Origin of the sequence: Rhodococcus sp. Z13 (genome assembly GCF_025837095.1) — a bacterium.
In the GTDB taxonomy this organism is placed as follows: Bacteria; Actinomycetota; Actinomycetes; order Mycobacteriales; family Mycobacteriaceae; genus Rhodococcus; species Rhodococcus sacchari.
The window spans coordinates 1,142,760-1,168,184 of record NZ_CP107551.1; the positions used below are offsets into that span (position 1 = coordinate 1,142,760).

Consider the following 25,425-nt stretch of genomic DNA (forward strand, 5'->3'; position numbering starts at 1 on the left):
CCCCGTACTCTGGTGGTATGTCTGCGCCTGTTCCACTGCAAGTCGGGATCACACGGTCCGCCGGTACCTCCGCCTCCGGAAAGCGCGTCCTGCTCGCCGAACCCCGCGGTTACTGCGCCGGCGTCGACCGCGCCGTCGAGACCGTGGAGAAGGCGCTGGACAAGTACGGGGCGCCGATCTACGTCCGCAAGGAGATCGTCCACAACCGCCACGTCGTCGACACCCTCGCCGACCGCGGCGTGATCTTCGTCGACGAGACCGATGAGGTCCCCGAAGGGGCGGTCCTGGTGTTCTCCGCCCACGGTGTGTCCCCGGCCGTGCACGAGGCCGCGGCCTCCCGCAGCCTGCGCACCATCGACGCGACCTGCCCGCTGGTGACCAAGGTCCACCAGGAGGCCAAGCGCTTCGCCCGCGACGACTACGACATCCTGCTCATCGGCCACGAGGGCCACGAGGAGGTCGAAGGAACCGCCGGTGAGGCCCCCGACCACGTGCAGCTCGTCGACGGACCCGACGCCGTCGACTCGGTGACGGTGCGCGACCCCTCCAAGGTGATCTGGCTCTCCCAGACCACTCTCAGCGTCGACGAGACCATGGAGACGGTGCAGCGTCTGCGCCGGAAGTTCCCGCAGCTGCAGGACCCGCCGAGCGACGACATCTGCTACGCCACCCAGAACCGGCAGGTCGCGGTGAAGGCGATGGCGCCCGAATGCGATCTGGTGATCGTGGTCGGCTCGCGCAACTCGTCGAACTCCGTGCGGCTCGTAGAAGTGGCGCTCGGTGCGGGCGCGAAGGCCGCGCACCTGGTGGACTACGCCAAGGAGATCGAACCGGCATGGCTCGAGGGCGTCGAGACCATCGGCATCACCTCGGGTGCATCGGTGCCGGAGATCCTCGTCCAGGGCGTTGTCGAGTTCCTCGACCAGCACGGCTTCCACGACGTGCAGACGGTGACCACCGCCAACGAGACCCTGGTGTTCGCGCTGCCGCGTGAGCTGCGTGCATCGCGCCGCTGAAGTAGCGAGGGAGTGGTCGCGTACCGCGACCCTGCGAGTGACTCAGTCCTCGTAGCGGTCGCGGTACCGCACGCGCGGCGCCGGGTAGTCCTGGGTCGGCACCACTGCCGTGACCTCCGCCTCCGGAACCGCGGGACGGCGAACCGGCTGACGGCGCTCGTCGACGGGTGGGTAGTCGGCCGGCCGGTAGTCCACGGGACGGACCGGTGCCTGCCTCGGCTCGCCCCGGTACTGCTGCGCCGGCTCGGCAGCGCGGTAGGCGGCGGGCTCGGTCGGGCGCGGCGCACGGTCCTGTTCCGCCCGCCGCGGCCGTGCCGCGAGAGCAGGGTCCTCGTGCATCCGATCGGAGCGCGACCGGCGCCGGGCCCGGGTGTCCGTGACGTCCCGGACGGACGCCTTCTCCGGCGCACCGTTCCTGCTGCGTCCTCGGCCCCGAGCGTCCACCGGCGACGCAGCGGCGGCCGGGTCGGCCCCGCGGGAGCGCGCCTCACCGGCGAACCGTGCCGGCCGGCGGGCGGCAGCGGGCTGCGCGGCGCGGTTGCGGGGCGCACGGGCCCGCACCGCCACGTTGTTCCTGGTCACGAAGATCCGGAAACCACCCACCGCCAGCACCAGCAGGGTGGCCAGCAGCATCGCGGGAAAACGGTTCACCAGGGGATACGCCACGTTCAGGGCGAGATCCTTCCACCCCGTCGTGCTGCCGGAGGAGACGAACTCCTGGCCGACCGGAACCGCGGCGAGCAGCAGCAACGGCGGTTGCACCATCGCACTGAACAGACCGCGGTAGCGCACCGCCACCGCGGCGGCGACGCAGCCGAGCACGTAGAAGACGGTGAACGCGGTGGTGAGTTCGTTCCCGCGTGCGCTGTCGATCAGCACCCCGACGAACGTCGTTCCCGCTGCGATCGCGAGTGCACCCCACCAGGGCACGCCCGGCACCGTGGGAACCAACGACCGCATGTCGAGCGGCACCGCCGAGCGAGCACGTTGGGTTGCAGACACAACGTAGACATTAGCGCGCGAAGGTCGGCTCGCCTCGTCGACAGGACCGTCGGCACCCGTTCTCTCCGCCGGCGTGCTGCGCCGCGGCCAGGCGTCCACCCGGTGCACCTCCGGCACCTCGCCGTCGAATATCTCCAGGTCGTGGAGCCTGCGGGCGGTCACACCCAGCCGGCTGTCCACCGACGACACCGTGAGATCGAACGAGTCGACGGCCTTTTCCGATTGGGTGCCGTGCCGGTCGGGATGCGTGGCCACGACACCGAGCCGTCGGTACAGCTCCGACGGAGCCTGTGGACGGTCGCCACGTCGCGCGAGAGCGACTCCTGCCGCCAGGTGTGGGCGATGGTCCGCAGCAACGCCACCAGTGTGGTCGGGGTGGCGAGGATCACGTTCTGCCGGAAGGCGTATTCGAGCAGATCCGGATCCGCGCCGGCTGCGCCTCCGTGCGGGCGGCCCGGTCCCCGTCGCGCGCGGCCCGCAGCGGCCACCCGAGCACGGTGCCGAGGCAGAGGGTGACGATCAGGCCGAGCGCCGTGAGTGCCGTCATGGGGCGGGTGATGCCGGAGGAGACCGACATCACCCGGCACCCGGAGTTGTCGGGCGGGTCCTCTACCGTCTGACCACATGCGGATCCTGCACACCTCCGACTGGCACATCGGCCGCACCTTCCACGGTGTGGACCTGCTCGCCGACCAGACGCGCGTCCTGCGCGCAATCGCGGAGCTGGTCACCGAACGGGGGATCGATGTGGTGGTCGTACCCGGCGACGTGTACGACCGCTCCATTCCCTCCTCGGACGCCGTCGCGGTGTGCAACGCGGGCTTCGAGGCCATCCGCGAGGCCGGCGCCGTCATCGTCGCGACCTCCGGCAACCACGACTCCCCGGTCCGGCTCGGTGCCGGCGCGGCCTTCGCCGCCCACGGCGGGCTGCACCTGATCACCCGTGTCTCGCAGATCGACAACCCGGTCGTCCTCGACGACGAGTACGGTTCCGTCCTCTTCTACGGCATCCCCTATCTCGAACCGGAGATCACCCGCGCCGAGCTCGGGGTGCCCGGCGCGCGCTCGCACCAGGAGATCGTCGACGCCGCGATGGACCGGGTGCGGGCCGACGCCGGGCGCCGCGGCGGACGCACCGTCGTGCTGGCCCACGCCTTCGTCGTCGGCGCCGAACCCAGCGAGTCCGAACGCTCCATCTCCGTCGGCGGTGTGGAGACGGTCTCGGCCTCGTCGTTCGACGGCGCCGACTACGTCGCCCTCGGGCACCTGCACTCGCCGCAGACCGTCGCCGAGACCGTCCGTTACTCCGGCTCCCCGTTGCCGTACTCGTTCGGTGAGCGCACCCACCGCAAGGCGGTGTTCGTCGTCGACCTCGACGCCTCCGGCGTGACCGCGGTCGATCGCGTCGACCTGCCGGTGGTCCGGGGTCTGAGCCGGCTCGAGGGCACCCTCGACGAGTTGCTCGCCGATCCCGCCCACGCCGAGGCCGAGGACCACTACGTCTCCGCGGTGCTCACCGACCCGATCCGCCCGCTCGACGCGATGCGCCGGCTGCAGGAACGCTTCCCCTTCGCGGTGCACGTCGAATGGCAGCGACCCGCCGGGAGCACCGAGGGCAGCTACCGCGACAAGGTGCGCGGACGCAGCGACCGGGAGATCGCCGCGGCCTTCCTCACCGATGTGCGCTCCGATCCGTCCGCGCGGGAACTCGGCTGGATCGACGAGGCGCTGCGCGAGGTCGACCGCCGTCGCGGAGTGGGGGAGGCCGCCGGAACCGTGCGGACGGACGTGGCATGAGACTGCATTCCCTCGAGATCACCGCCTTCGGTCCGTTCGCCGGCACGGTGGAGATCGACTTCGACGAGCTCGGCGCCGACGGGCTGTTCCTGCTGCACGGGCAGACGGGCGCGGGCAAGACGTCCATCCTCGACGCCGTCGCCTTCGCCCTCTACGGCACGGTGCCCGGTGCGCGCGCCGAGGGCCGCCGCCTGCTGTCCGACCACGCCCCCGCCGGGGCCGTGCCGAAGGTGCGGCTCGAGGCGACCATCGCCGGCCGGCGGCTGCGCATCGAACGCAGCCCCGAATACGAACGGCCGAAACTCCGCGGCTCGGGTACCGTCAAACAACAGGCCAAGGCCACTCTCACCTGGCTCGACGGGTCGGGGGAGAACCTGTCGCGCATCCCCGACATCGGCGACGCGGTCCGCTCGCTGCTGGGGATGAGCGCCGAACAGTTCTTCCAGGTGGTGCTGCTCCCGCAGGGCGAGTTCGCGAAGTTCCTGCGGGCCGGCAGCGAGGAACGCGGCAAGCTGCTCGAGCGGCTCTTCGACACCACCCGCTTCGGCGACGTCGAGCAGTGGTTCCGCGATCGTCGCGGATCGAGCACGAAACTCGTTGCGGAACAACAACACAAGGTCGACGTCCTCGCCGCGAAGGTGGCGGCGGCCGCTGGGATCGAGGCCGGCGCCGACGGCGATCCGGTCGAATGGGCGCACCGTCTGCTCGACGACGCCGCCGAGAACCGCGATGCTGCCGGCGCCGCGCTCGCCCGGGCCCGCGAGGTGGACGAGGTCAATCGCCGGAAGTTCGACGAGACACTCGCGCTCGCCGACCGGCTCCGGCGCCGCCGCGAGGCACTCGACGTTCTCGCCGCGCTCGACCGGACCGAACCCGAACGTGCGGCCCTGCGCGCCGAACGCGATGCGGCACAACGCGCCGTGCCCGTCGCTGTCGCCGACCGGGAGGCCACCCGTCTCGTGCGGGAGGCCGACGAGGCCGCGGCCGACGCCGCCCGCGCGGCGGCACCGCTCGAGGCCGACGACGAGGGACGCGAACTCCTCGGGGCGGTGGGGCCGGTCCCCGATCCCGCCGACCGCGACATCATCCGTCCCCGCTGCGAACAGTGGTCCTCGGAGGCCGCGCGGCTCGACATCCTGCTAGACCAGCAGTGCCGCCTGACCGCCCTCGAAACCGAACGCGACCGGCTCGCGACCCGCCGGCGCACCCTCGTCGACGAGCGGCAGCGGGTCGCCGACGAGCGTGCCGCCCTACCCGGCCGCTCCACCGCCGCGGCGACGGCCGTTGCCGACGCCGAACGGGCGGCCGCCTCGTTGCCGGGGCTGGTGTCGGTTCGCGACCGCGCCGCCGACGCACTCGACGCTGCCGTCGAACTCGCCTCGCGGAGAATCGAACTCGACCTGCTCGAGGAGCGGGTGCGGCAACTGCACGCGGCGTTCAACGACGCGCGCGAGGCACATCTGGACATCCGGCAGCGACGCATCGACGGCATGGCCGCCGAACTCGCCGCGCGCCTGACCGACGGGCAGCCCTGCGAGGTGTGCGGCTCCACCGAGCACCCGGCTCCCGCCCGGCCCGCACCCGACACTGCGACCGAGGCCGACGAGGAACGCGCCCGCACCGCCGAACAGCAGGCCGCTACGGCGCTGTCGGAGGCCCGCGACGCCGTGACCACCCTGTCCGGCACCGTCGCCGTCCTCCGTGAGCGGTGCGGCGACGCCGCCCTCGACGACCTGCGGGCCGCACACGTGGAAGCGGTGCGCGCCCACGACGAGGCCGCCGCCCTCGCGGCCCGGCTCGACCGGCTGCGCGCCGACGTCGAGAACCTGCGCCGCCTCGACACCGAGCTGGGGGAGCAGGAGAAACGCATCGACGCCGACCTCGCCGACCTCGACCGCGACGACGCCGTGCGCGCCGCCGAGATCACCGAGATCCGCACCCGCATCACCGAGGCGGTCGGCGACCCCGAACACCTCGCCCCGCGCCGCCGGCGGGTCGCCGGGCTGGCCGCGGCGGCCACGGCACTGCTCGACGCGCGGTCGGCTGCTCTCCGAGCCCGCACGGCCGCCGACGAACGGACCGAGCGGGTGCGTGCCGCGGCGGTCGAGGCGGGATTCGCCGACCTCGACGCCGCCCGCGCGGCGGTGCGCTCACCCGAGCGGCTCACCGAGATCGACGCCGTGCTGCGGTCCGCCGACAACGAACGCGCCGTCGCGACGGCCACCCTGGACGATCCCGCGGTCGCGGTGCTCACCGGTGAGGAGACCGCCGACGTCGACGCCGCCCGCGCCACGGTCGACGCCGGGGCCGCCGCCGTCGAGGCCGCGCTGAGTGCGGCGACCGAGGCGGAACGCCGTCACGCCGAGGTCGAGAACTACACGCGGCGCCTCGAACGCGCCCACACCGACCTGCGTCCGCTGCTCGACGAGCACGCCGAACTGTCCTCACTGGCCGAGGTCGTCGCCGGTATGGGCAGCAACGCCAAGAAGATGTCACTGCGCTCGTACGTCCTCGCCGCGCGCCTCGAGGAGGTCGCCGACGCGGCCTCCGAGCGGCTGCGCCGCATGTCCGGGGGCCGCTACGAGTTCGTGCACTCGGACGCCGTGGAGAACCGGGGCCGGCGCGGGGGCCTCGGCCTCGACATCCACGACGAGTACACCGGCGCCGTGCGTTCGACGAAGACGCTCTCCGGTGGCGAGTCCTTCCAGGCCTCCCTCGCCCTCGCGCTGGGGCTGGCCGACGTCGTCGCCGCCGAGGCGGGTGGGCGCGTGCTCGACACGATGTTCATCGACGAGGGCTTCGGCTCGCTCGACCCCGACTCGCTCGAAGCGGTGATGGGGGTGCTCGACGAACTGCGCGCCGGTGGCCGGGTCGTCGGGGTGGTCAGCCACGTCGACGAGATGCGGCAGCGGATCCCGAACCGGCTGCACGTGATCCGCGGCCGGTCGGGATCCACCGTCCGTGCGGTGAGCTGACCGCTCAGGCACTGGGCCCGAGGTCTCAGTCCTGGGGGACGGTGCTGCTGTCCGGTTCGGGTGCGGAGGTGTCGCCCGGGGCGGGCAGGGCCTTCGTCTCCTCCTCCGGGCCGGTCTCCTCGGCGCGGGCGTCGATCTGTTCGCCGATGTAGCGGATCACCACCGCGGCGACCGCAGCGACCGGCACGGACAGGAACGCACCGACGATGCCGAACAACGACGATCCGGCGGTGACCGCGAGCAGCACCACCGCGGCGTGCAGGTTCATCGACCGCGACTGCAGCACCGGCTGCAGCACGTTGCCCTCGATCTGCTGCACCGCGATGATCAGCACCAGCACGATGATCGCGGTGGTCAGGCCGTTCGCGACCAGGGCCACCAGCACCGCCAGCGCGCCGGCGACGAACGCACCGACGATCGGGACGAAGCCACCGATGAACGTGAGGATCGCCAGCACCGGCGCCAGCGGCACCCCGAGGATCACCAGACCGATGCCGATGAACAGGGCGTCGATGAAGCTCACCAGCGCTTGGGTGCGGATGAAGCCGCCGAGCGTCGCCCACATCCGGCCGAGGACCTCTTCGAGGTGACGGCCGGCGCGACCACCACCGACGCGGTGCAGCCACGGGATGAACCGCGGCCCGTCCTTGATGAAGAAGAAGCTGAGCACCAGCACGAGCGCGAGCGTCACGAGCAGCGACCCGGCGGTGCTCACCCCGGAGAACACACCGCCCGCGATCGTCGCGGCGCTGCCCTGCACCCGCTCGATGACCAGGTGCACGGCGTTGTCGAGCTGCTCGTCACGCAGGTTGATCGGCGGGCCCTTGACCCAGTTCTGCACGGTGTTGATGCCCTCGGTGGCCTTGTTGGCCAGGTCCGGGGCCTGGGAGACCACCGACGGCACGATCCCGGCGATGATGCCGCCGACGATCGCGAAGAACAACACGAGGGTCAGGCCGGCCGCGGCGGCGGGCGGGACACCACGCTTGGTCATCGCCCGGGTCGGCGGCCACAGGATCGTCGAGACCACGATCGCCAGCGCGACCGGCAGCACGATCACCCACATCTTCTCGATGACCCAGCCGATCACGACGGCCGCGGCCGCGATGACCACCAGACAGGCCGACCACTTCGCCAGCCAGATACCGCCCGCGCCCAGCAGGGCTCCGCGGTCGGGTTTCTTCGTGGGTGCGGCGCCGCCTCCCTCGGGCGGGGTCTTCGGTTCGGTCAACGACGTGGTCCTTCCGACGTGTGTGCTCGACTTCGGCCGACAGCCGCCAATCTACGGCGGATTCGCCGGAATCCGGGGACATCCGCGCCGTGAGTGGTGTGCCCGACAGGCCCGAATGCCGATGCAGGGTCCCCGGGCGTGGCATTCTCGAAACGTGACGAATCGAACGGGTGATGCCCGGTGCATCCGTGTTTCCGCCGCCCTGGCCGCGGCCGTGGCGGTCCTGACGCTCGGTGCGTGCAGCGCCGAGGACGACACCAGCACCGCGGACGTGCGGTCCTCCGCGGACGCCGCGGTCACCAGCGTGCAGGAGCAGGCCGAAGGGGCGATCTCGTCGGTGCAGAGCATCGCGTCGAGCGCGGCCGAGCGTGCCGGCGACCTGTTCGACGAGGCCAAGCTCGACGTCTTCGTCGCCGCCTTCCGCACCGCCTATCCGCAGCTGTCGGCGGACCGGGAGACGCAGTCGATCGAGACCATCGTCACCGAGACCTGCCCGCTGATCGATTCCGGCGCATCCGACCAGGACGTGAACGCGAAGGTCAAGGAGGTCGCCACCAACGGTTCGCTCGAACCCGACGACGAGCAGACCGCGCGGATCGCCCAGCTGGTGCGGGTGGCGTGCGGGTGAAGTGAGCCCCTCGGGACCGCGTAGAATATCGATCCCGTGAGCCTTACCCTCGGAATCGTCGGTCTTCCCAACGTCGGCAAGTCGACGCTGTTCAATGCGCTGACCAAGAACGATGTGCTGGCAGCGAACTATCCGTTCGCCACCATCGAACCCAACGTCGGCGTCGTCGAGCTGCCCGACCCGCGGCTGAACCGGCTCGCCGAGATCTTCGGTTCCGAGCGCATCCTCCCGGCCACGGTGTCCTTCGTCGACATCGCCGGCATCGTCAAGGGTGCCTCCGCCGGTGAGGGCATGGGCAACAAGTTCCTCGCCAACATCCGCGAGGCCGACGCCATCTGCCAGGTCGTGCGTGTGTTCGACGACCCGGACGTGGTCCACGTCGAGGGGAAGGTCGACCCGATGGCCGACATCGAGGTCATCGCGACCGAGCTGATCCTCGCCGACCTCGAGACCATCGAGCGGGCCCTTCCGCGCCTCGAGAAGGAAGCGCGCAAGAACAAGGAACTCGTCGACCAGGTCGAGGAGACCAAGAAGGCGCAGGCGATCCTCGAGGACGGCCGCACTATCTTCTCCGCCCAGTCGGAGGTCAAGTCCGCGCTGCTGCGCGACCTGCACCTGCTCACGGCCAAGCCGTTCCTGTACGTCTTCAACGCCGACGAGTCGGTCCTCACCAACGAGGAGCGCAAGGAGGAGCTGCGCAAGGCCGTCGCTCCCGCCGACGCCGTCTTCCTCGACGCCAAGGTCGAATCCGAGCTCCTCGAACTCGACGAGGAGGAGGCGATGGAGCTGCTCGAGTCCATCGGCCAGACCGAGGCCGGCCTCAAGCAGCTCGCCCGCGCCGGCTTCCACACCCTCGGCCTGCAGACCTACCTGACTGCCGGACCGAAGGAAGCGCGCGCCTGGACGATCCGCAAGGGCGACACCGCCCCCAAGGCCGCCGGCGTGATCCACACCGACTTCGAGCGCGGCTTCATCAAGGCCGAGATCGTCTCCTTCGCCGACCTCGACGAGGCCGGTTCGATGGCCGAGGCCAAGGCCCGCGGCAAGGTCCGCATGGAGGGCAAGGACTACGTCATGGCCGACGGCGACGTGGTGGAGTTCCGCTTCAACGTCTAGTACCACGAACTTCGGTGGTTCCGACCCGTTCAGCGGGACCGAACCACCGAAGTTCGTGTGATCGCACCCTTTCCACGGCGGAGATCGCCGAAATCCGTGCGGGCCGGGTCGGCCCTCGTGAATACTGCTCCGGTATGCGCCCAGTCCGAACCGGATTCTCCGTTGTATCGATGGTGATGTTCGTGGTCGCGAGCCTGCTGGTCGCAACGTCGGGAAGCAGTACCGCCGCCCCACTCGGCCTGCGGTACACGATGGTCGGCTTCAGCAACACCAGCGACCGCGACATGGACGTCTACGAGTCCGTCGACGGCACGCAGTTCGCCCTCGTCCAGGCCTCGGCCTACCGGCCACCCTCCGGGCTCGTGCGCGACCCGAGCATCTTCCGGCACTCCGACGGCTTCTACTACGTCACCTACACGACGGTGGACGGCGCGAACGTCGGCTTCGCCCGCAGTCCGGACCGCGTCACGTGGACGCACGTGGGGAACTGGCCCGTCCCGTTCTGCTGTGCCTTCCTGCCGGGAACGGGGGACGGCACCGGCTCGGCGAGCCCGCCCGGATCCTCGGGATCGGCGGGATTCCGTGACGGACCGTCGTTGTCGCCCTTCACCACCAAGGCGTGGGCACCCGAATGGTTCGTCGACGGCGACCGTGTCCACGTCATCCTGTCCATGTCGACCGGCGGCGGGTTCGTGCCCTATCTGATGACCGCCCTCGACCCGTCGCTGCAGCTGTGGAGCTTCCCCGTGCCGCTCGACGGCATCGGTGCCGACCACATCGACACCACCGTCGTGAAGGTCGGCGACACCTACCACGCCTTCACGAAGAACGAGTTCGAGAAGGTCATCGAGCACGCCGTCGCCCCGTCGGTGACGGGCCCCTACCGGTTCGTCGCCCCCGGCGACTGGGGCACCCTCGTCGAGGGTCCGTCGGTGATCCAGCTGCCCGACGGCACCTGGCGGCTGTTCTTCGACGCCTACGACGAGGGCAAGTACTACTACTCCGACAGCCCGGACCTGAACACCTGGTCGCCGCGGCAGGAACTGCCCGGCCTGTCCGGAACCGTGCGGCACTTCACCGTGATCCGGGAAACCGCCTGAAACTTCGGTGTTCTCGACTGCGGTATGCGCAGTCGAGAACACCGAAATCCATGTCAGGGCACGTAGAAGGTGGCGAACCCCGGGGTGACCACTCCGGCGGCCGGCCGCAGCACGAGCACGACCTGCCCGCTGCCCGTGTCGATCACCGCCTCGGGCGGGAAACCGTGCAGCCCGTCGGACGTCCGGGCGGTGCCCGACGCGCCGGTCGACAGGTTCAGCCAGTTCACCTCGGCGAAGATCAGGCATCCCCACCCCTCGGGTTTCCCACCCGAGATCCGCACGGTGCCGGGCTGCTCGTCGACCACCGCCACACACTCGAGGGGCGGTACGTCGAAGCTGCCGTGGGGATTGCCGAAGGAAGCGGGATCGATCCGGAAGGGGACGGTCGTCGATGCCCCGGCGACTCCCGTCGTTCCCAGGGCGATCAGGCCCGCGGCGGTCGCACAGAGTCCGGCGGTGCGAATACGTTCCACGAGGGACCTCCCGGGCCGAGTGTCGTCACCGCGAGTCAACCATGCCGGGCGACGTCCTCGCAGAGAATGCTCGGCCACTGCGCGAGATCGGCCGGGGTGTGCGCGATCTCCAGCTTCGCGTGCGGGAGCAGCCCCACCAGCGCCTCGGCCGTGGACACCGGGTGGGCGGGGTCGTCGATCCACGCCAGCACCGTCACCGGAACGGCGATGCCGGACACGGCCTCCGGATCGGGCAGGTCGCTCAGCGCGGCGCCCCGGAACAGCGACGGCAGCAGTTCCTCGGTCACGTCGGGCACGGTCTCCGGCGCGTCGGCGGTGGCGGGTGGACGCGGTGCCCCGAGGTCGCGGGCCAGGAACGCCTCGAGTCCCTGCTGCTCGATGAGGTCCGCGGCGGCCCGGTACTCGGCGGCCTTCGCGGCGCGGGTGGCCCAGGCCGTCGCCGGCACCAGCAGGGTGAGGCTGCTGAACCGCTCCGGGTCCTTCACCGCTGCGTGCAGCAGCGTCCCGGTCCCCATCGACGGTCCGACACCATGGACCTTCTCGCCGGGGAACCAGTGGTCGAGCAGCCGCAGCAGGTCGTCGGCGAGCGCCGGCCAGCGGTAGTCCTCCGGCACCGGCCGGCCGGTGGAGCGGCCATGGCCCCGCGCGTCGTAGCGCAGCAGCCGGGTGCCGCTGAGACCGCGGCCCAGATCGAGGTCCATGAGGCGGTCGCGGTGGCGGCTCGAGGTCAGGCCGTGGAGCTGGACGACGGGGTGGCCACCCTCGTCGCTCAGTTCCACGTCGAGTTCGGCCCCCGGCACACTGAAGGTCGGCACGTCGTCTCCCGAGGTTGGAAAGCGGTTGCTGAGGAAGGCGCCTAGGATACCCGGCATGCGGCTGACAAATGTGGCGCACCTGCGCCTGCCGTTCGGCCGATTGCTCGGTTACGACGTGACCGTCTCGGGGCTCGGCCGGGCGCTTCCCGTGTCGTTCGACCAGCGACGGCACGTGGGCGCGGGCGATCGCCCCGGCTCCTGGATGGCACTGTCCTTCCGCCTGTCCGACCCGGTCTCACCCGACGACCTGGCGGCGGCGTGGCTGGCGGTGATCGCGCGGCACGGCACCCTGCGGTCGGTGTTCACCTACGGCGACGACGGCGAGCCGCTCCTGCACGAGGCCGAGATCCGTCCCGGCGGCTGGGTCGAACATCCCATCGGACCCGGTCAGGCAGTCAACGACGCTCTGCGCGACGTCCTCGACGGGGCCTGCTCGCCGTACAACCGGCCTTCGCACCGGTTGTGCGTGCTCGAGACCGCGTCCGGCCCGACCGTGGTGGTCGCGGCCGACCACTCGCACGTCGACATGTGGTCCATGCTCGTGATCGCCCGCGACCTGCTCGCCGCCCTGTCCGCCGTGCGCGCGGGACGCGACCCGGCGCTGCCGCCCACCCCGGCGTTCGCGGAACACACCCGCGCCCTGCGGGACCGGCCCCCGGCCCCACCCGAGGTGCACGAACGGTGGGCGGAGGTCCTCGCGGCGAGCGGCGACGTGATGCCCCGCTTCCCGCTGTCCCTCGGCGCGGCGAGCCTCCAGCGGGAACGCGTGGAGGTGCGCGACGTGCTCGACGTCGACGACAGCGCCGCCTTCTCCGCGCAGGCCAAGGACGACGGGGTGTCCACCCTCGCCCTGGTGGTCGCGGCGATGACCGAGGTGACCCTGGAGATGTCCAGCGAACCGCTGCGCGCGGTGTTCCCGGTGCACAGCCGCTACGACGCCACCTGGCACGACTCCGTCGGCTGGTTCATCACCAACTCGGTCATCGAATCGGCCGTCCCCGACCCCCGCGCTGCCGCGGAGGCGGTCAAGGAAGCGGTCCGGCTCGGTTCCTGGCCGCTCGAGGACATCCTGCAGCCGTGGGGTGGGATGCCTGAGGTGCCGGGCATGTTCGCGATCTCCTGGCTCGACCTGCGCCGACTGCCGGTGCGGGTCGACACGACCGGCCTCGAGGCCCAGTACGTCGGCGCGACCATCCGCACCGACGGCGTGATGCTGTGGTTCATCCTCGACGACTCCGGCCTGCACCTGCGGTGCCGCTATCCCGACACCGTCGAGGCGCGACGGCACGTCGGGGGCTGGCTGGACCTGCTCATCGCCCGGCTGCAGGTGCGCGCCCGCGAATCGGTCGGTGGGCTGATCCGGTTGGGCGACAGGAGTTATCGGGTGCAGCGCGCCGGGCGAGCCGACGTGCCGGCGATGGTCGGGCTGCTCTCCGAGAACGAGCGGATCCCCTGCGAGGGTGCCGAACTCGCCCGCTACGAGGAGGCCTACGACGCCGTGGCCCGCGACCCCTCGCACTACCTCGCGGTGGTGCGCGACGAGACCGGCCGGACCGTCGGCACGATGCAGTTGACGATCGTGCCGGGCCTGTTCCGCGGCGGCGCCACCCGCCTGCTGGTGGAGGGGATCCGGGTGGCCGCGTCCGAACGCTGCCGCGGGATCGGCACGGCCATGCTCGAGTGGGCGCACGACCACGGCCGCAACCGGGGTGCGACCTTCGCGCAGATCGCCGTCGACCCGGCCGACGAGCGGTTCCGGGCGTTCGGCGCGCGGCTCGGATACGACTGCACCCATGCGGGTTTCGAGCGGGCGCTCTGATCTCAGACGCGAGTGCTCTCGGCGACGGGGGCTTCGCTCAGCGTCCGCCGGGTGACGAACCGTCGCGGCGAGCCGGTCAGCGGATCGGTGAATTCCAGTTCCCGCGCGAGCAATTGGAGCGGGAGGGAATGGTCGTCGGGTGTCTCGGGTAGCAACTCGGGATACCAGTGGTCGCCGAGGATCCCGGTGCCGAGCGCCGCGAGGTGCACGCGCAGCTGGTGCATCCGTCCGGAGTGCGGGCGCAGGATCGTGTGCAGCACGGCACGACCCGAGGCGCTGACCCCGGTGCCGAGCACGTCGATCAGCGTCTCGGCGTTGGGTTCCCGGCTGTCGTCGACGACGACCCGCAGTTCCCCGCGCCGCGCCTCGATGTGGTTGCGGTAGACCACGGGCACGGGCCGGCCGGCGAGTGCCGGGGCGTCCGGATCCCAGTCGGGCGGCAGCGCCGACACGGCCTCGTAGACCTTCGTGACGCGGCGCTTCTCGAACAACGTCTGGTAGGCGCCGCGGGTGGCGGGGCGCGCCGAGAACATGACGAGGCCGGCGGTCGCGCGGTCGAGCCGGTGGATCGGTGTCAGGTCCGGATTGTCGAGCCGGGTCCGCAGCCGCACGAGTGCGGATTCGCGCAGGTACCGGCCGCCCGGGGTGGTCGGCAGGAAATGCGGTTTGTCGATCACGACGAGGTCGTCGTCGACGTGGAGGATCTCCTCCCGGAACGGCACCGGCTCCTCGACCGGCAGGTCGCGGTAGTACCAGACGAAGGGTTCCGCGCCGAGCGTGGTGTCGCGGCGGATCGGGCTGCCGTCGGCGGCGACGATCTCGCCGGCGTCGAACCTCCGGTACAGCTCGTCCGCGTCCAGATGGCCGAACCGTTCGACGACGTACTCGGCGATCGTGGACCACGGTCCGGAGGCCGGCACCCGCAGCCGCGTCGGGCCGACACCGTTCCGGACGGGCAGCGGGGAGGGCATGGGCACGGCCTCCATCCTCTCATCGGGCCCGGCGACGGCGTGGCGTGGGCCGGGCGATCTGCCAGGATGTCCGCATGAGTTCACCGGTCCGCGCGGGCGCGATCCCGTCCGGCGTCCTGATCCTGCTGGCGGCGTTGTACTTCGCGCAGGGTCTGCCCTACGGGTTCTTCACCCAGGCCCTGCCGGTGGTGCTGCGGGAGGAGGGGCTGTCGCTGACGGCGATCAGCGCGACGGGAATCCTGTTCGCCCCGTGGGCCCTGAAGTTCCTCTGGGCGCCGTACGTGGACCGCTACGGCACCCGGAGGCAGTGGCTGCTCACGCTCCAGCTCGCCGCGTCGGCCGTCGCCCTGGTCCTGGCGTGCCTGGACCTGTCGACGGGACTGACGCTGCTGCTGGTGGGTATCGCCGTGGTCAACGCGATCTCGGCGACCCAGGACGTCGCCACCGACGGTCTCGCGGTGCAGCTGCTCGGGCCGCAGCAACGCGGCCTGGGCAACGGAATCCAGGTGGGCGCGTACCGCATCGGGATGATCGTCGGCGGGGGAGCGCTGCTGTGGTTGTTCTCCCTCGCCGGCTGGCGCAGCCTGTTCCTCGCGATGGCGGTCCTGCTGCTGCTGACCACGATCCCGGTGTGGACGTTGCGGCAGACCGCGACCCGCGGCACGTCGCAGCCCGCACCGGCCCGCGGCGCGAAGCTGAGCGTCGAGTGGTGGGCGCGTCTGCGCCGACCCGGGATGATCGCGTTCATCCTGCTCATCGGCGGGTTCAAGTTCGGCGACTCGATGGGTTCGGCGATGGTCGGGCCGTTCATGTCCGACGCCGGCCTGACCCTGGGGCAGATCGCCCTCGTCAAGGGGGTCCTGTCGTCGGTGGGTGCGCTCGCGGGCGCGGCGCTCGGCGGCTGGCTGTGCTTCCACTGGGGACGCCGCACGGCCCTGCTGATCGGCGGTGTCACCCAGACGGCGAGCATCGTCCTGTACGTCGTCGCGGCGCTCGGCTACGGCGGGTTCGGCACCATCGTCTCCGCGAGCCTCGCCGAGCACGTCCTCGGGGGTGCGGCGACGGTCGCGGTGTTCACCCTGATGATGGACGCCTCCGACCGCGACCACGCCGGCAGCGACTACACCCTGCTCGCGTGTGCGGTCGTCGTCGTGCAGGGCATCGCGGGGGTTGCGGCGGGCGTGGTCGGTGACGCCTTCGGTTATCCGGTCCTGTTCGGCACGAGCTTTGTGCTGTCCGGGATCGGGTGCGCCGTGCTGCTCCTGGCGATGGACCGGGGCCAGGGCCCGGTGGGTGTCCACCGGGTGTGGCGGACCACCCCCTCGGGGCGGCTCGCTGCGTCCTAGGGGAGCCAGTACTGCAGCATCGGTTCCTCGGCGAGCAGGGTGGACCCCTCGGTGATGGTGAGGGAGATCGGTGAGATCCGGTACTTCACACCGTTGTTCGTCGCGACGAAACCGTCGACGGTCTCCACGGGGTCGTCGATCTCGATCGCGGCGCCGTCGCTCAGCCGCACGCCCTTGTAGTAGTAGCGGCCCACACCCGTCCGGCACACCACGACCAGCGACTCGGTGGTCTGCCCGACCGCCACGGCGGGATTGGTGTGGTTGCACCGGGCGTCGGGCACGCCGACGAACCCCTGCCCGTCGGTGCTGCCGAACGACGGCGCCGTCCGCGACGGTTGTGGCACCGGGACGGACCCGCCGGTGGGGGTCAGTTCGAGGTCCTCGATCCGCAGCGCGACGTCGCCGGGCAGGACCGCGACGTAGCTGTTGCCCTGCACGTAGTCGTTGGCCGTCAGGCAGGTGTAGTCGCCGGTGAGGCAGGCCAGGCGTTCCCAGTAGCCGCCGAGCGGGTCGGTCGGCCGGACGGCGTACTCGCCGGGTGCGATGTCGACGCCGACCTTCAGGATCCCGTGGGTGGGAAGCCCGGGGGCCGGCGCGGCGGGTTTCGTCTCTCGTGCGGGGGCCGGGGCCTGCGTCGACTCGGGTTCGGAGGTCGGCGCGGCCGTGACGGTGACGGTCGAGACCGACGGGCTCGCCGCGACGGTGTCGTTCCGGTCCGTGTCGGACGAGCGGGTCAGTACCACCACGAGGGCGGCGACCGCCGCCACGATCGCGACGAGTGCCGCACCGGCGACCGCCCAGGGCCACTTGGGGCGCCGGGGTGGTGGGGCGGCCGACCAGGTCGGCTGGGTGGGGTCGTACCCGTCGGGCGGGGGCGGAATCGACATCCGGAGGTTCCTTCGATCGCACGCTGGTGTCGATCGGACATATCGCCCACCGGGACGTGTCGTTACCCCGCGGGAAGGTCAGCCGGTCTGCCGCAGGTCGGTGTCGGGGAGGCAGAGTGCGGCCAGTTCGTCGAGCGAGACCGGCAGGACGCGGGCCAGTGCGGCGATCGTGGTGAAAGCCGGGGTGGCCAGGCGGCCGGTCTCGATCTTGCGGAGGGTCATCCCCGCCTCCTGCGCGACGTCGGCGAGGATGCGGCCTCCGCGGGCGTGCCGCAGGCGCTCGCCGAGGCGTTTGCCGGCAGCGCGTTTTTCGGGGGTGAGGGGGAGACGCACCATGCACGAGGACCCGCACGTACCGAACCGGGGCCGCGCCGGCCGCGGTCTCGTGTTGCGGCCGGGGCTCACGCTCGCACTGGAACCGTGGTTCGCTGCGGGCACCGACGAGATCGTCTTCGACCCGGACGGCTGGACCATCCGCTCCGCCGACGGCTCGCGCACCGCCCACAGTGAGCACACCATCGCGATCACCGAGGACGGCCCGCTCGTGCTGACGGCCCGGGGTCGCGTCGCCAGGGTCTGAGCGGCTCGGTCAGGGGCGCATGCCCGCCAGCACGATCGAGATCAGGCGGGGTACGAGATCGGGTGCCGCCGCGCGGATCGGTTCCGGCTGCGGGCGCGTCACCATGCCGATGAGCAGCACGAACTCCAGCGCCGTCAGATCCGGCCGGACGAGCTCCGCCGTTCGCGCGGCGTCGAGCAGGTCCTCCACGCCGGTGAGGGTCCGCTCCTGCTCCCGGCGGACGACACCGGACATCTCGTCGGCGACGAACTCGCCCAGGGCCTCGGAGAGCGCGCCGAGGTCGAGTTCGACGAGCCGCTGCACGTACGCCGCCCAGGCGGTCTCGGGGGAGGCCGCGATCGAGTCGAGTGCCTCGGTCGCGGCCTGCTGCATGTCGCGCAGGATGGTCAGGACCACCTCGTCCACCAGGGCCGCTCGCGAATCGAAGTTGCGGTAGAGGGTGGCGATCCCCACCCCTGCGGCTTCGGCGACGCTCTCGAGCGCGATGTCGCTCCCGTGCGCGGCGAACAGGTGCCGCGCCTCCCGGACGATGGCCTGTCGGCGCCGTGCGGCATCGGCACGCATGTCGCTCTCCTTCCGGGCCCGGGACGGACCGGGTCCATTTGACAGACCATCTTAACCGGAGGATTATCATCCGATATAAACGGAGGAAATTAATCCGGTTAGCTTCGAGCAAGAAAGAAGACGATGAGCGATATCGATACCGACGCGCCCGCCTCCGGCGAGGAGGCGGCACCCGCTCGGCGCAAGCCGCACCCCGCGCTCATGGGGGTGGGGATGAGCCTCGGCCTCGGCGTCATCCTGGTGCTGCTGCTGATGGTCTTCATCATGCCGTCGCTCGAGAGCGGACCCCACGACCTGCGCGTGGGCCTCGTCGGTGCGCCCGACGCCGTCGCCGGCTTCGAGCAGGCCCTCGACAACGCCGTGCCCGGTGCCTACGAGGCGCAGCGCTTCGACTCGGAGGACGACCTGCGCGCCGCCATCGTCGACCGCGACGTCGTCGGTGGATTCGTCGTCGGCGACTCCACCGTGAACACCCTGGTCGCCAGCGCCGGCTCCGCCACCATCTCCGGTTCGCTCACCGGCACCGCCCAGGCCGTCGGCCGCGCGCTGGGCGACGAGGTGACCGTCGAGGACGTCGTCCCGCTGCCCGCGGACGACCCCACCGGCATCGGCATCGGCGGCCTCGCCTTCCCGCTCGTGTTCGGCGGCATCGTCCCGGTCGTCGCCTTCCGGAAGGTGTTCGAGCGCAACAACGTCGCGTACTTCACGAGCCTGGTCGGCTTCTCGATCCTCGGCGGCATCGTGGTCTCGTCGGTCCTCACCTTCGTGTTCGGCAGCATCGAGGGGGCCCTCTGGCCGGTCGCCGGTGCGATGGCGCTGGGTATCGGGGCCATGGCGCTCCCGCTCGCCGGTCTGCAGAACATGTTCGGCGCCAAGGGATTCACGCTCGGCGCGATGGTCATGATGTTCCTCGGCAACCCGCTGGCCGGTATCGCGAGCACCTCGGCCTGGCTGCCCAACGGCCTCGGCACCTTCGGTCAGATCCTCCCGCCCGGCTCGACCGGCACCCTGGTCCGTGCCGTCGCCTACTTCGACGGAGCCGGCGGAGCCGGTGCGGCAACGATCCTCACGGCCTGGATCGTCGTCGGCGTGGTGCTGTTCGTCCTCGGCGCGCGGCGCTCCGCCGCGGCCGCTCCCGAAGCGGAGAAGGAACCCGCCCTCACCCACTGACAAACCGTTCGTCCCCCCGCCGGGGACGCGCGTACCGTCGCCCGGGTCGAATGCTCCGACCCGGGCGATCGTCGTCGAAGGGGGCGGCCACCGCCGAGTCGCGGCCTCAGTGGGACGTGCTCCCGCCCAGGTGTGCGCGTTCGCCGTTCTGGTCGAGGATGGTGAGGATCTCCACCGCGCCGCCGTACGCGGTGATCGCGTGCGGTGTCATCGTCGAGAACTCCGCCGCGTTGCCCTCGTTCACGAGGAGGGTGCGCTCGCCCAGCTGGAGCCGCGCGGTGCCGGACAGGACGGTGAACCACTCGCGTCCCGGGTGCACGGGCAGATCGTCCACCGGACGCGGTTCCGCCGCGGTGATCCGCATCTTCGCGACGGTCACCCCACCCATCGCCCGTTCCCGGGACAGCAGCCAGGTGGTGTAGCCGGGAGTCTCGCACGGCTGCGGCCTGATGACCACGTCCTCGTCCTCCCCGGACTCCACGAGCTGATCGATGGTGGTGTCGAGCGCGCGGGCGATCGGAACGAGCTGGTCGAGCGCGATCCGGCGACGCCCGGTCTCGATGCGGCTGAGGTTGGACGGGCTGATGTGACAGCGGGCCGCCAGCGCGTCGAGCGTCCATCCCCGGGCCACCCGGAGGCTGCGGATGCGGCGGCGGATGAGCTGGTCCAGATCGGACGAATCTTGCTCCATAGGCAGGAGGATATGCTGTATGCGCATGATCGACTCTAGGGTGGAGGACATGCACGACCACCCCCACCCCACCCCCGGCCACGCACACGGTCACGGCCACGACGACTCGATCGCCGAGGTCCTGGATCTGGACGCGACGATCCACCGGCCCTTCGTCGAGGCGCTCCTGGACCGCGTCACCGACCTGACCGACCGCGAACCCCGCACGATCGTCGACCTCGGCGCCGGAACGGGCGCCGGCACACTCGCCCTGGCACGGCTGTTCCCCAGCGCCCGCATCGTCGCGATCGACAGCTCCGACGCGATGCTCGCCCGCCTCACGGCCGCCGCTCGACGGGACGGGGTGGACGACCGGGTCCGCACCGTCGAGGCCGACCTGGACACGACCTGGCCGGACGTCGGCTCGCTCGACCTCGCGTGGGCCGCCCTGTCGCTGCACCATGTCGCCGATCCCGATGCGGTGATCGGGCGGGTCGCCGACGCGCTGGAACCCGGGGGACTCTTCGTCGTCACGGAGATGCCGTCGCAGCCGCGGTTCCTCCCCGACGACATCGGGATCGGCACCCCCGGACTCGAAGCGCGCTGCCACGCGGCCTCCGCGGCACAGGGTTGGAACTTCTTCCCCGACTGGAGCGACCACCTGCGGCGCGCCGGACTCGAGGTCGTGCACCATCGCAGCGACGACCTGCACGTCGAGGTCGACGACACCGTCCGCCGCTACGCCCGGGCGGTGACGGCCCGCACCCGCACCGGACTCGCCGACCTGCTGTCCACCGAGGACCTGGCCACGCTCGACCGCCTTCTCGGGGACGGCCCCGACGCGCTCCGGCACCGCGACGACCTGCACTTCCGCGGCACCCGGACGGTGTGGATCGCCCGCAGGCCCGCACCCCGAGATCGCACCGAGGAGGAGACCCGATGAACAGCTACGACGTCGTCGTGATCGGAGGCGGCTCGGCCGGTCTGAGTGCCGCCACCGCCCTGGCCCGCTCGCGCCGCTCGGTGCTCGTCGTCGACGCCGGTGAACCCCGTAACGCACCCGCCGCCGGAGCCCACAACGTCCTCGGCCACGACGGGATCGCCCCCACCGCCCTGCTCGAACTCGGCCGCAAGGAGGCGACGGGCTACGGCGCGGAGATCCGCACCGACCGCGCCGTAGCGGCCCGCCGTACCGACACGGGATTCGAGGTGGACCTCGACGAGACCGGACGGGTGCGGGCCCGCCGGCTGATCCTGGCCACCGGCCTCGCCGACGAACTGCCCGACCTGCCCGGGGTGCGCGAGGCGTGGGGGAGGAGCGTGCTGCACTGCCCCTACTGCCACGGCTGGGAGGTCCGCGACCGCCGCATCGGGGTGATCGGGTCGAGTCCGATGAGCGGGCACCAGACGCTGATGTTCCGGCAGCTCAGCGACGACGTCACGCTCTTCACCCACACGATGCCCGCCCCGGAGGGCGAGGAACTCGACCGGCTCGTCGCGCGCGGCGTCCGGATCGTCCCCGGCATCGTGTCGGCCCTGCGCACCGAGGGGGACGCCGTCCGCGCCGTCGTCCTCGACGGCGGCGACGAGATCGAGGTCGACGCCGCCGTCGTCGCACCGCGATTCGTGGCCCGCGCGGAGCTGTACGAGCAGCTCGGCGGTACGGTCACCGAGACCCCCGTGGGCTCGTTCGTCGAGACCGGCCCGATGGGGCAGACCGCGGTGCCCGGAGTGTGGGCGGCCGGCAACACCGCCGACCTCACGGCGATGGTCGTCTCCTCGGCGGGATCGGGTGTGGCCGCCGGGGCAGCCGTCAACGCCGATCTCGTCGCGGAGGACGCCGAGGCCGCGGTGCGGGAACGCGCCACCCCCTGAGCCGTTCCCCTCTATGATCCGGTCGTGCCGTCCACCTCACCGACATCCGGGGACCTGCCCACCTCCATCGGCAGGCCCGCCACGGGCGCGCTGCACGCCGAAGGCATCGAGACGCTCGACGCCGTCGCCCGCCACACCAGGCGGGAACTCGCGGCGCTGCACGGTGTCGGTCCGAAGGCCCTGCGCATCCTGGAGGAGGCACTCGCCGAACGCGGACTCGGCTTCGCCGGGTAGACCGGATGGTTCAGAAGGGGTAGGGCGCGATGTCGGGGCGCACGGTGACCCACTGGGTCTCGGTGAACGCCTCGATGTTCGCGGCCGGGCCCCCGAACCGTGACCCGGTGCCGGAGGCGCCGACACCACCGAAGGGGGCGTTGGCCTCGTCGGCGACGGTCATCTCGTTGATGTGGACCTTGCCGGTGTTCACACGGTCGGCGATCGGCATGGCCTGCCCGACCTCACCGACGATGCTCACCGACAGTCCGTACTCGGAGGCGTTGGTCAGCGCGACGGCCTCGTCCACGGTGGAGAACGACAGCACGGGGGCGACCGGGCCGAAGATCTCCTGGCTCCAGGCGGGCATGTCCGGGGTCAGGCCACCGAGCACGGTGGGCCGGTAGAACAGGCCCTCGTGGGTGCCGCCCGCGGCGAGGGTGCCGCCGGCGGCGACGGTGTCACGGACGATCCGGTCGATGTTCGCCAGCTGCGTGTCGTCGATGATCGGGCCGAGGTGCACCGGCCCGGCGGCGGGATCGCCGACGACGAGCGCGTCGGCCTTCGCGGCCAGCGCGGCGACGTACTCGTCGTACAGCGATTCGTGCACGAGATGGCGGCCGGTGGTCATGCAGATCTGGCCCTGGTGGAAGAACGAGCCCATCGCCCCGACCCCGGCGGCGAGGTCGACGTCGGCGCCGGGCAGCACGATCAGCGCGTTGTTGCCACCGAGTTCGAGATGGGTGCGCTTGAGATGCTCGGCGCCGGCGCGGCCGACGTGGCGTCCGGCGGCGGTGGAGCCGGTGAACGAGACGACCCGCACCTCGGGGGCGTCGACGGTGGCGGCGCGGGCGAGGGACCAGTGGGCGTGGTCGGAGGGCAGGTACTCGCCGTGCGGGTGGGTGGGCAGCGCCGCGGCCTCGAAGCATTCGCCGGCGGATCCGAAGACCTCCATGGCGGCCTTGTCGGGGATGGATCCGGCTTCGTGGATGCCCCAGCCGATCAGCTCGTCCGCGTGCTCACGGAAGGCCTGTCCGGCGCGGCGCAGGATCTCGGCGCGTTCGGACGGTGCGGTCGCGGCCCAGCTCCTCTGGGCGGTGGCGGCGGTGCGGGCGGCGTCGTAGACGTCCTCGGTGGTGGCCAGGCCGATCTCGGCGATCGCCGCGCCGGTGGAGGGGTTGGTGACCTTGGTGGTGCCGCCGCGGCCGGGGCGCCAGTCGTCGAGACGGATCCGGCCCGTCCACAGGGATTCGTCGAGCAGAGACATGGGTCCTCCTCAGCACGTTCGTCGCCGTCTCGGCCGGCGAGCGCAGATGTCCACCGAGTGTGCTGGCTCACGCTCGACGCCCGTGCGGGCGTTTTCGTTGAACGAGAAAAGTCCGCCGCGTCACACGCCCCGCCACCCGACCGGGGTCCGACGCGGCCGAGCATCCCTGCCCGAGCAGAATCGTCGGAATGGATCTGACTCTGATAGCCGTGATCGGTGTCGCCAGCATCGTCACCGTCGCGGCGTTCTCGCAACGACTCGGACTGGCGGCTCCCCTGAGCCTGGTGGTGGTCGGGGTGGTCCTCGGCTTCGTACCCGGCGTACCCGATGTCGACGTGGAACCGGAGCTGATCCTCGACGTCGTACTGCCGCCGCTGCTGTACTCGGCGGCCGTGACCATGCCGGCGCAGGACTTCCGGCGGAACTTCAAGGCCATCAGCGGACTCGCCGTCCTCCTGGTCGTGGTGACCACCGCCGGCGCGGGTGTGCTGTTCCACCTGCTCATCCCGGATCTCGGGTGGGCGGCGTGCTTCGCGCTCGGTGCGGTCGTGAGCCCGACGGACGCGGTCGCGGCGACCTCCGTCGGCCGCAAGCTGGGCCTGCCCTCCCGGCTGCTGACCGTGCTCGAGGGCGAGGGACTCGTCAACGACGCGTCGGCGCTGGTCCTGCTGCGCTCGGCCGTCGCCGCGATGGCCGGGGCCGTGTCGCTGTGGCACGTGGCCGGAGACTTCCTGTTCTCGGTGGTGGTCGCCACGATCATCGGCATCGTCGTCGGCATCCTCAACGTCCGGATCCGGGCCCTGTTCAACGAGACCGTGCTCAACACCGCCGTCTCGTTCGTGCTGCCCTTCGTCGCGTTCGTGCCTGCCGAGGAGTTCGGCGCCTCCGGGGTGCTCGCCGTCGTGGTCACCGGTGTCGTCACCGGGCATCTGAGCCCCCGTTACCTGCGGGCCGAGGACCGCATCACCGAGGAGCTGAACTGGCGCACCGTCGCCTTTCTCCTCGAGTCCGCGATCTTCCTCATCATGGGCCTGAGCCTCGAACATCTCCTCGACGAGGTCCACGAATCGGGGCTCCCCGCGGGGCAGGGCCTGTGGATCGGCCTGATCGCGAGTGCCTTCGTCATCGCGGCCCGCATGGCGTTCGTCGTTCCGCTCGTCGCCGTCCTCAAGCGCGACGAACGGAAGGCGGCGGAGACCCTGCCGGAACTCCAGCGGCGCAGGGAGAAGCTCGCGCAGTACGAGGCGATGGGCAGTCGGGCGCGGCGTCATCAGGCACGCCGGGTCGAGCGGGCCGCCGCGGACATGGACTTCCTCGTCACCGAAACCCTCGGCTGGCGGGGCGGAGTGGTGCTGGCGTGGTCGGGCATGCGCGGTGCGATCACCCTCGCCGCAGCCCAGTCCCTGCCGGAGGACACCCCGTACCGTGCGGAGCTGGTGCTCATCGCGTTCGTGGTCGCGGTGACCACCCTCCTGCTCCAGGGCCTGTCGCTGCCCACGGTGATCAGCTGGGTGAAGGTCCCCGGCGACGACCACGACCGGCTCCGCGTCGAATACGGCGACCTGCTCGGGGAGCTGGCCGAGTCCGGTGAGAAGGCCCTCGGCTCCGCCGCCGGGGACGTCCGGCCCGAGGTGGTGGATCGGGTGCGGTCGGACAGCCTGATCGGGGTGAAGAAGGTGCGCGACGCGATGTCGCCCGATCCGGAACACGACGAGTGGCGCGAGCAGTACATCGAGTTGCGTCTGCTCACCATCGCCGCCGAACGCGAGGCGCTCCTGGACGCCCGCTCCCGCGGCACCTACAGTTCCCAGACCCTCGGGGCCGCGCAGCGTCGTCTGGACCTCGAGGAGACACGACTGCAGGCCCTGAGCGAACACTACTGACAGCGAGCAGCACCGACGACGCGCGCC

Annotated in this window: 24 protein-coding genes and 2 pseudogenes; 14 read left to right on the forward strand and 12 right to left on the reverse strand. The window is 71.3% G+C overall.

Features of this window, described 5'->3' with window-relative positions; all coding sequences use genetic code 11:
• Positions 1-17 precede the first annotated feature (17 nt).
• Complete coding sequence (locus tag OED52_RS05290; protein WP_264153634.1) at positions 18-1,016, forward strand: 4-hydroxy-3-methylbut-2-enyl diphosphate reductase; 999 nt, start codon at positions 18-20, stop codon at positions 1,014-1,016.
• Between the two features lie 42 nt (positions 1,017-1,058).
• Here the strand turns inward: OED52_RS05290 and OED52_RS05295 are convergent, their stop codons facing one another.
• The 3 genes and pseudogenes from OED52_RS05295 to OED52_RS05305 all read right to left on the reverse strand — a co-directional run bounded on the left by OED52_RS05295 (position 1,059) and on the right by OED52_RS05305 (position 2,595).
• On the reverse strand, positions 1,059-2,018 hold the full coding sequence (locus OED52_RS05295; protein ID WP_264154586.1) for a DUF6542 domain-containing protein: 960 nt from the start codon (positions 2,016-2,018) through the stop codon (positions 1,059-1,061).
• Between the two features lie 27 nt (positions 2,019-2,045).
• Positions 2,046-2,476: pseudogene (rmuC, locus tag OED52_RS05300) on the reverse strand (DNA recombination protein RmuC); the annotation flags it as partial.
• Positions 2,404-2,595: a hypothetical protein gene (locus tag OED52_RS05305; RefSeq protein ID WP_264154809.1), complete on the reverse strand. Its 192-nt coding sequence runs from the start codon at positions 2,593-2,595 to the stop codon at positions 2,404-2,406. The pseudogene rmuC and the gene OED52_RS05305, both read right to left, overlap by 73 nt.
• Positions 2,596-2,642: 47 nt before the next feature.
• Here OED52_RS05305 and OED52_RS05310 point away from each other — a divergent pair, with 47 nt between their 5' ends.
• Together OED52_RS05310 and OED52_RS05315 are read left to right on the forward strand one after the other, a co-directional pair.
• Positions 2,643-3,815 carry an exonuclease SbcCD subunit D gene (locus OED52_RS05310; protein WP_264153635.1) on the forward strand — a complete coding sequence of 391 codons (1,173 nt, stop codon included), beginning with the start codon at positions 2,643-2,645 and terminating at the stop codon, positions 3,813-3,815.
• Positions 3,812-6,790, forward strand: coding sequence for an AAA family ATPase (locus OED52_RS05315; RefSeq protein ID WP_264153636.1), 2,979 nt, complete (start codon positions 3,812-3,814; stop codon positions 6,788-6,790). The genes OED52_RS05310 and OED52_RS05315 overlap by 4 nt, the downstream gene beginning before the upstream one ends.
• A gap of 25 nt (positions 6,791-6,815) precedes the next feature.
• On the opposite strand, the gene OED52_RS05320 is transcribed toward OED52_RS05315, so the two are convergent.
• Positions 6,816-8,021 carry an AI-2E family transporter gene (locus tag OED52_RS05320; RefSeq protein WP_264153637.1) on the reverse strand — a complete coding sequence of 402 codons (1,206 nt, stop codon included), beginning with the start codon at positions 8,019-8,021 and terminating at the stop codon, positions 6,816-6,818.
• A gap of 154 nt (positions 8,022-8,175) precedes the next feature.
• Between OED52_RS05320 and OED52_RS05325 the strand changes: the two genes are divergently transcribed.
• The 3 genes from OED52_RS05325 (at position 8,176) to OED52_RS05335 (ending at position 10,865) form a co-directional block, all read left to right on the forward strand.
• The gene (locus OED52_RS05325; protein WP_264153638.1) at positions 8,176-8,649 is read left to right on the forward strand and encodes a hypothetical protein; all 474 of its coding nucleotides are present in this window, start codon (positions 8,176-8,178) and stop codon (positions 8,647-8,649) included.
• Positions 8,650-8,685: 36 nt separating this feature from the next.
• Complete coding sequence (gene ychF, locus OED52_RS05330; RefSeq protein WP_264153639.1) at positions 8,686-9,765, forward strand: redox-regulated ATPase YchF; 1,080 nt, start codon at positions 8,686-8,688, stop codon at positions 9,763-9,765.
• A gap of 170 nt (positions 9,766-9,935) precedes the next feature.
• Positions 9,936-10,865: a glycoside hydrolase family 43 protein gene (locus tag OED52_RS05335; RefSeq protein ID WP_264153640.1), complete on the forward strand. Its 930-nt coding sequence runs from the start codon at positions 9,936-9,938 to the stop codon at positions 10,863-10,865.
• A gap of 53 nt (positions 10,866-10,918) precedes the next feature.
• Here OED52_RS05335 and OED52_RS05340 read toward each other — a convergent pair whose 3' ends face one another.
• Positions 10,919-11,338 (reverse strand): hypothetical protein, encoded by a 420-nt coding sequence (locus OED52_RS05340; RefSeq protein ID WP_413247718.1) that lies wholly within the window; start codon positions 11,336-11,338, stop codon positions 10,919-10,921.
• 35 nt (positions 11,339-11,373) lie between these two features.
• Positions 11,374-12,153, reverse strand: coding sequence for an alpha/beta fold hydrolase (locus OED52_RS05345; RefSeq protein ID WP_264153641.1), 780 nt, complete (start codon positions 12,151-12,153; stop codon positions 11,374-11,376).
• A gap of 55 nt (positions 12,154-12,208) precedes the next feature.
• On the opposite strand from OED52_RS05345, the gene OED52_RS05350 reads away from it, so the two are divergent.
• Positions 12,209-13,972 carry a GNAT family N-acetyltransferase gene (locus tag OED52_RS05350; protein ID WP_264153642.1) on the forward strand — a complete coding sequence of 588 codons (1,764 nt, stop codon included), beginning with the start codon at positions 12,209-12,211 and terminating at the stop codon, positions 13,970-13,972.
• Between the two features lie 2 nt (positions 13,973-13,974).
• Here the strand turns inward: OED52_RS05350 and OED52_RS05355 are convergent, their stop codons facing one another.
• Positions 13,975-14,958: a pseudouridine synthase gene (locus OED52_RS05355; RefSeq protein ID WP_264153643.1), complete on the reverse strand. Its 984-nt coding sequence runs from the start codon at positions 14,956-14,958 to the stop codon at positions 13,975-13,977.
• Between the two features lie 59 nt (positions 14,959-15,017).
• Between OED52_RS05355 and OED52_RS05360 the strand changes: the two genes are divergently transcribed.
• Complete coding sequence (locus OED52_RS05360) at positions 15,018-16,289, forward strand: MFS transporter (protein ID WP_264153644.1); 1,272 nt, start codon at positions 15,018-15,020, stop codon at positions 16,287-16,289.
• Here the strand turns inward: OED52_RS05360 and OED52_RS05365 are convergent.
• Positions 16,286-17,176, reverse strand: coding sequence for a hypothetical protein (locus OED52_RS05365; protein WP_264153645.1), 891 nt, complete (start codon positions 17,174-17,176; stop codon positions 16,286-16,288). The genes OED52_RS05360 and OED52_RS05365 overlap by 4 nt on opposite strands.
• A gap of 78 nt (positions 17,177-17,254) precedes the next feature.
• The gene (locus OED52_RS05370; RefSeq protein WP_413247719.1) at positions 17,255-17,512 is read right to left on the reverse strand and encodes a helix-turn-helix domain-containing protein; all 258 of its coding nucleotides are present in this window, start codon (positions 17,510-17,512) and stop codon (positions 17,255-17,257) included.
• Between OED52_RS05370 and OED52_RS05375 the strand changes: the two are divergent.
• Positions 17,499-17,756, forward strand: a pseudogene (locus tag OED52_RS05375) (type I methionyl aminopeptidase); the annotation flags it as partial. The gene OED52_RS05370 and the pseudogene OED52_RS05375 overlap by 14 nt on opposite strands.
• 9 nt (positions 17,757-17,765) lie before the next feature.
• On the opposite strand, the gene OED52_RS05380 reads toward OED52_RS05375, so the two are convergent.
• Complete coding sequence (locus OED52_RS05380) at positions 17,766-18,320, reverse strand: TetR/AcrR family transcriptional regulator (RefSeq protein ID WP_264153646.1); 555 nt, start codon at positions 18,318-18,320, stop codon at positions 17,766-17,768.
• Between the two features lie 123 nt (positions 18,321-18,443).
• On the opposite strand from OED52_RS05380, the gene OED52_RS05385 reads away from it, so the two are divergent.
• Positions 18,444-19,490, forward strand: coding sequence for an ABC transporter permease (locus tag OED52_RS05385; protein WP_264153647.1), 1,047 nt, complete (start codon positions 18,444-18,446; stop codon positions 19,488-19,490).
• A gap of 106 nt (positions 19,491-19,596) precedes the next feature.
• Here OED52_RS05385 and OED52_RS05390 read toward each other — a convergent pair whose 3' ends face one another.
• The gene (locus OED52_RS05390; RefSeq protein WP_264153648.1) at positions 19,597-20,181 is read right to left on the reverse strand and encodes a helix-turn-helix domain-containing protein; all 585 of its coding nucleotides are present in this window, start codon (positions 20,179-20,181) and stop codon (positions 19,597-19,599) included.
• 25 nt (positions 20,182-20,206) lie between these two features.
• Between OED52_RS05390 and OED52_RS05395 the strand changes: the two genes are divergently transcribed.
• Genes OED52_RS05395 through OED52_RS05405 form a run of 3 tightly spaced genes read left to right on the forward strand, consistent with a single transcriptional unit; the run spans position 20,207 to position 22,269 of the window.
• On the forward strand, positions 20,207-21,103 hold the full coding sequence (locus OED52_RS05395; RefSeq protein ID WP_264153649.1) for a class I SAM-dependent methyltransferase: 897 nt from the start codon (positions 20,207-20,209) through the stop codon (positions 21,101-21,103).
• Positions 21,100-22,035 (forward strand): NAD(P)/FAD-dependent oxidoreductase, encoded by a 936-nt coding sequence (locus OED52_RS05400; RefSeq protein ID WP_264153650.1) that lies wholly within the window; start codon positions 21,100-21,102, stop codon positions 22,033-22,035. Before OED52_RS05395 ends, OED52_RS05400 begins: the two co-directional genes overlap by 4 nt.
• Before the next feature lie 24 nt (positions 22,036-22,059).
• Positions 22,060-22,269 carry a helix-hairpin-helix domain-containing protein gene (locus OED52_RS05405; RefSeq protein ID WP_264153651.1) on the forward strand — a complete coding sequence of 70 codons (210 nt, stop codon included), beginning with the start codon at positions 22,060-22,062 and terminating at the stop codon, positions 22,267-22,269.
• A gap of 10 nt (positions 22,270-22,279) precedes the next feature.
• Here OED52_RS05405 and OED52_RS05410 read toward each other — a convergent pair whose 3' ends face one another.
• The gene (locus OED52_RS05410; RefSeq protein WP_264153652.1) at positions 22,280-23,515 is read right to left on the reverse strand and encodes an aldehyde dehydrogenase family protein; all 1,236 of its coding nucleotides are present in this window, start codon (positions 23,513-23,515) and stop codon (positions 22,280-22,282) included.
• A 188-nt stretch (positions 23,516-23,703) separates the two neighbouring features.
• On the opposite strand from OED52_RS05410, the gene OED52_RS05415 reads away from it, so the two are divergent.
• Positions 23,704-25,398 (forward strand): cation:proton antiporter, encoded by a 1,695-nt coding sequence (locus tag OED52_RS05415; protein ID WP_264153653.1) that lies wholly within the window; start codon positions 23,704-23,706, stop codon positions 25,396-25,398.
• Positions 25,399-25,425 lie beyond the last annotated feature (27 nt).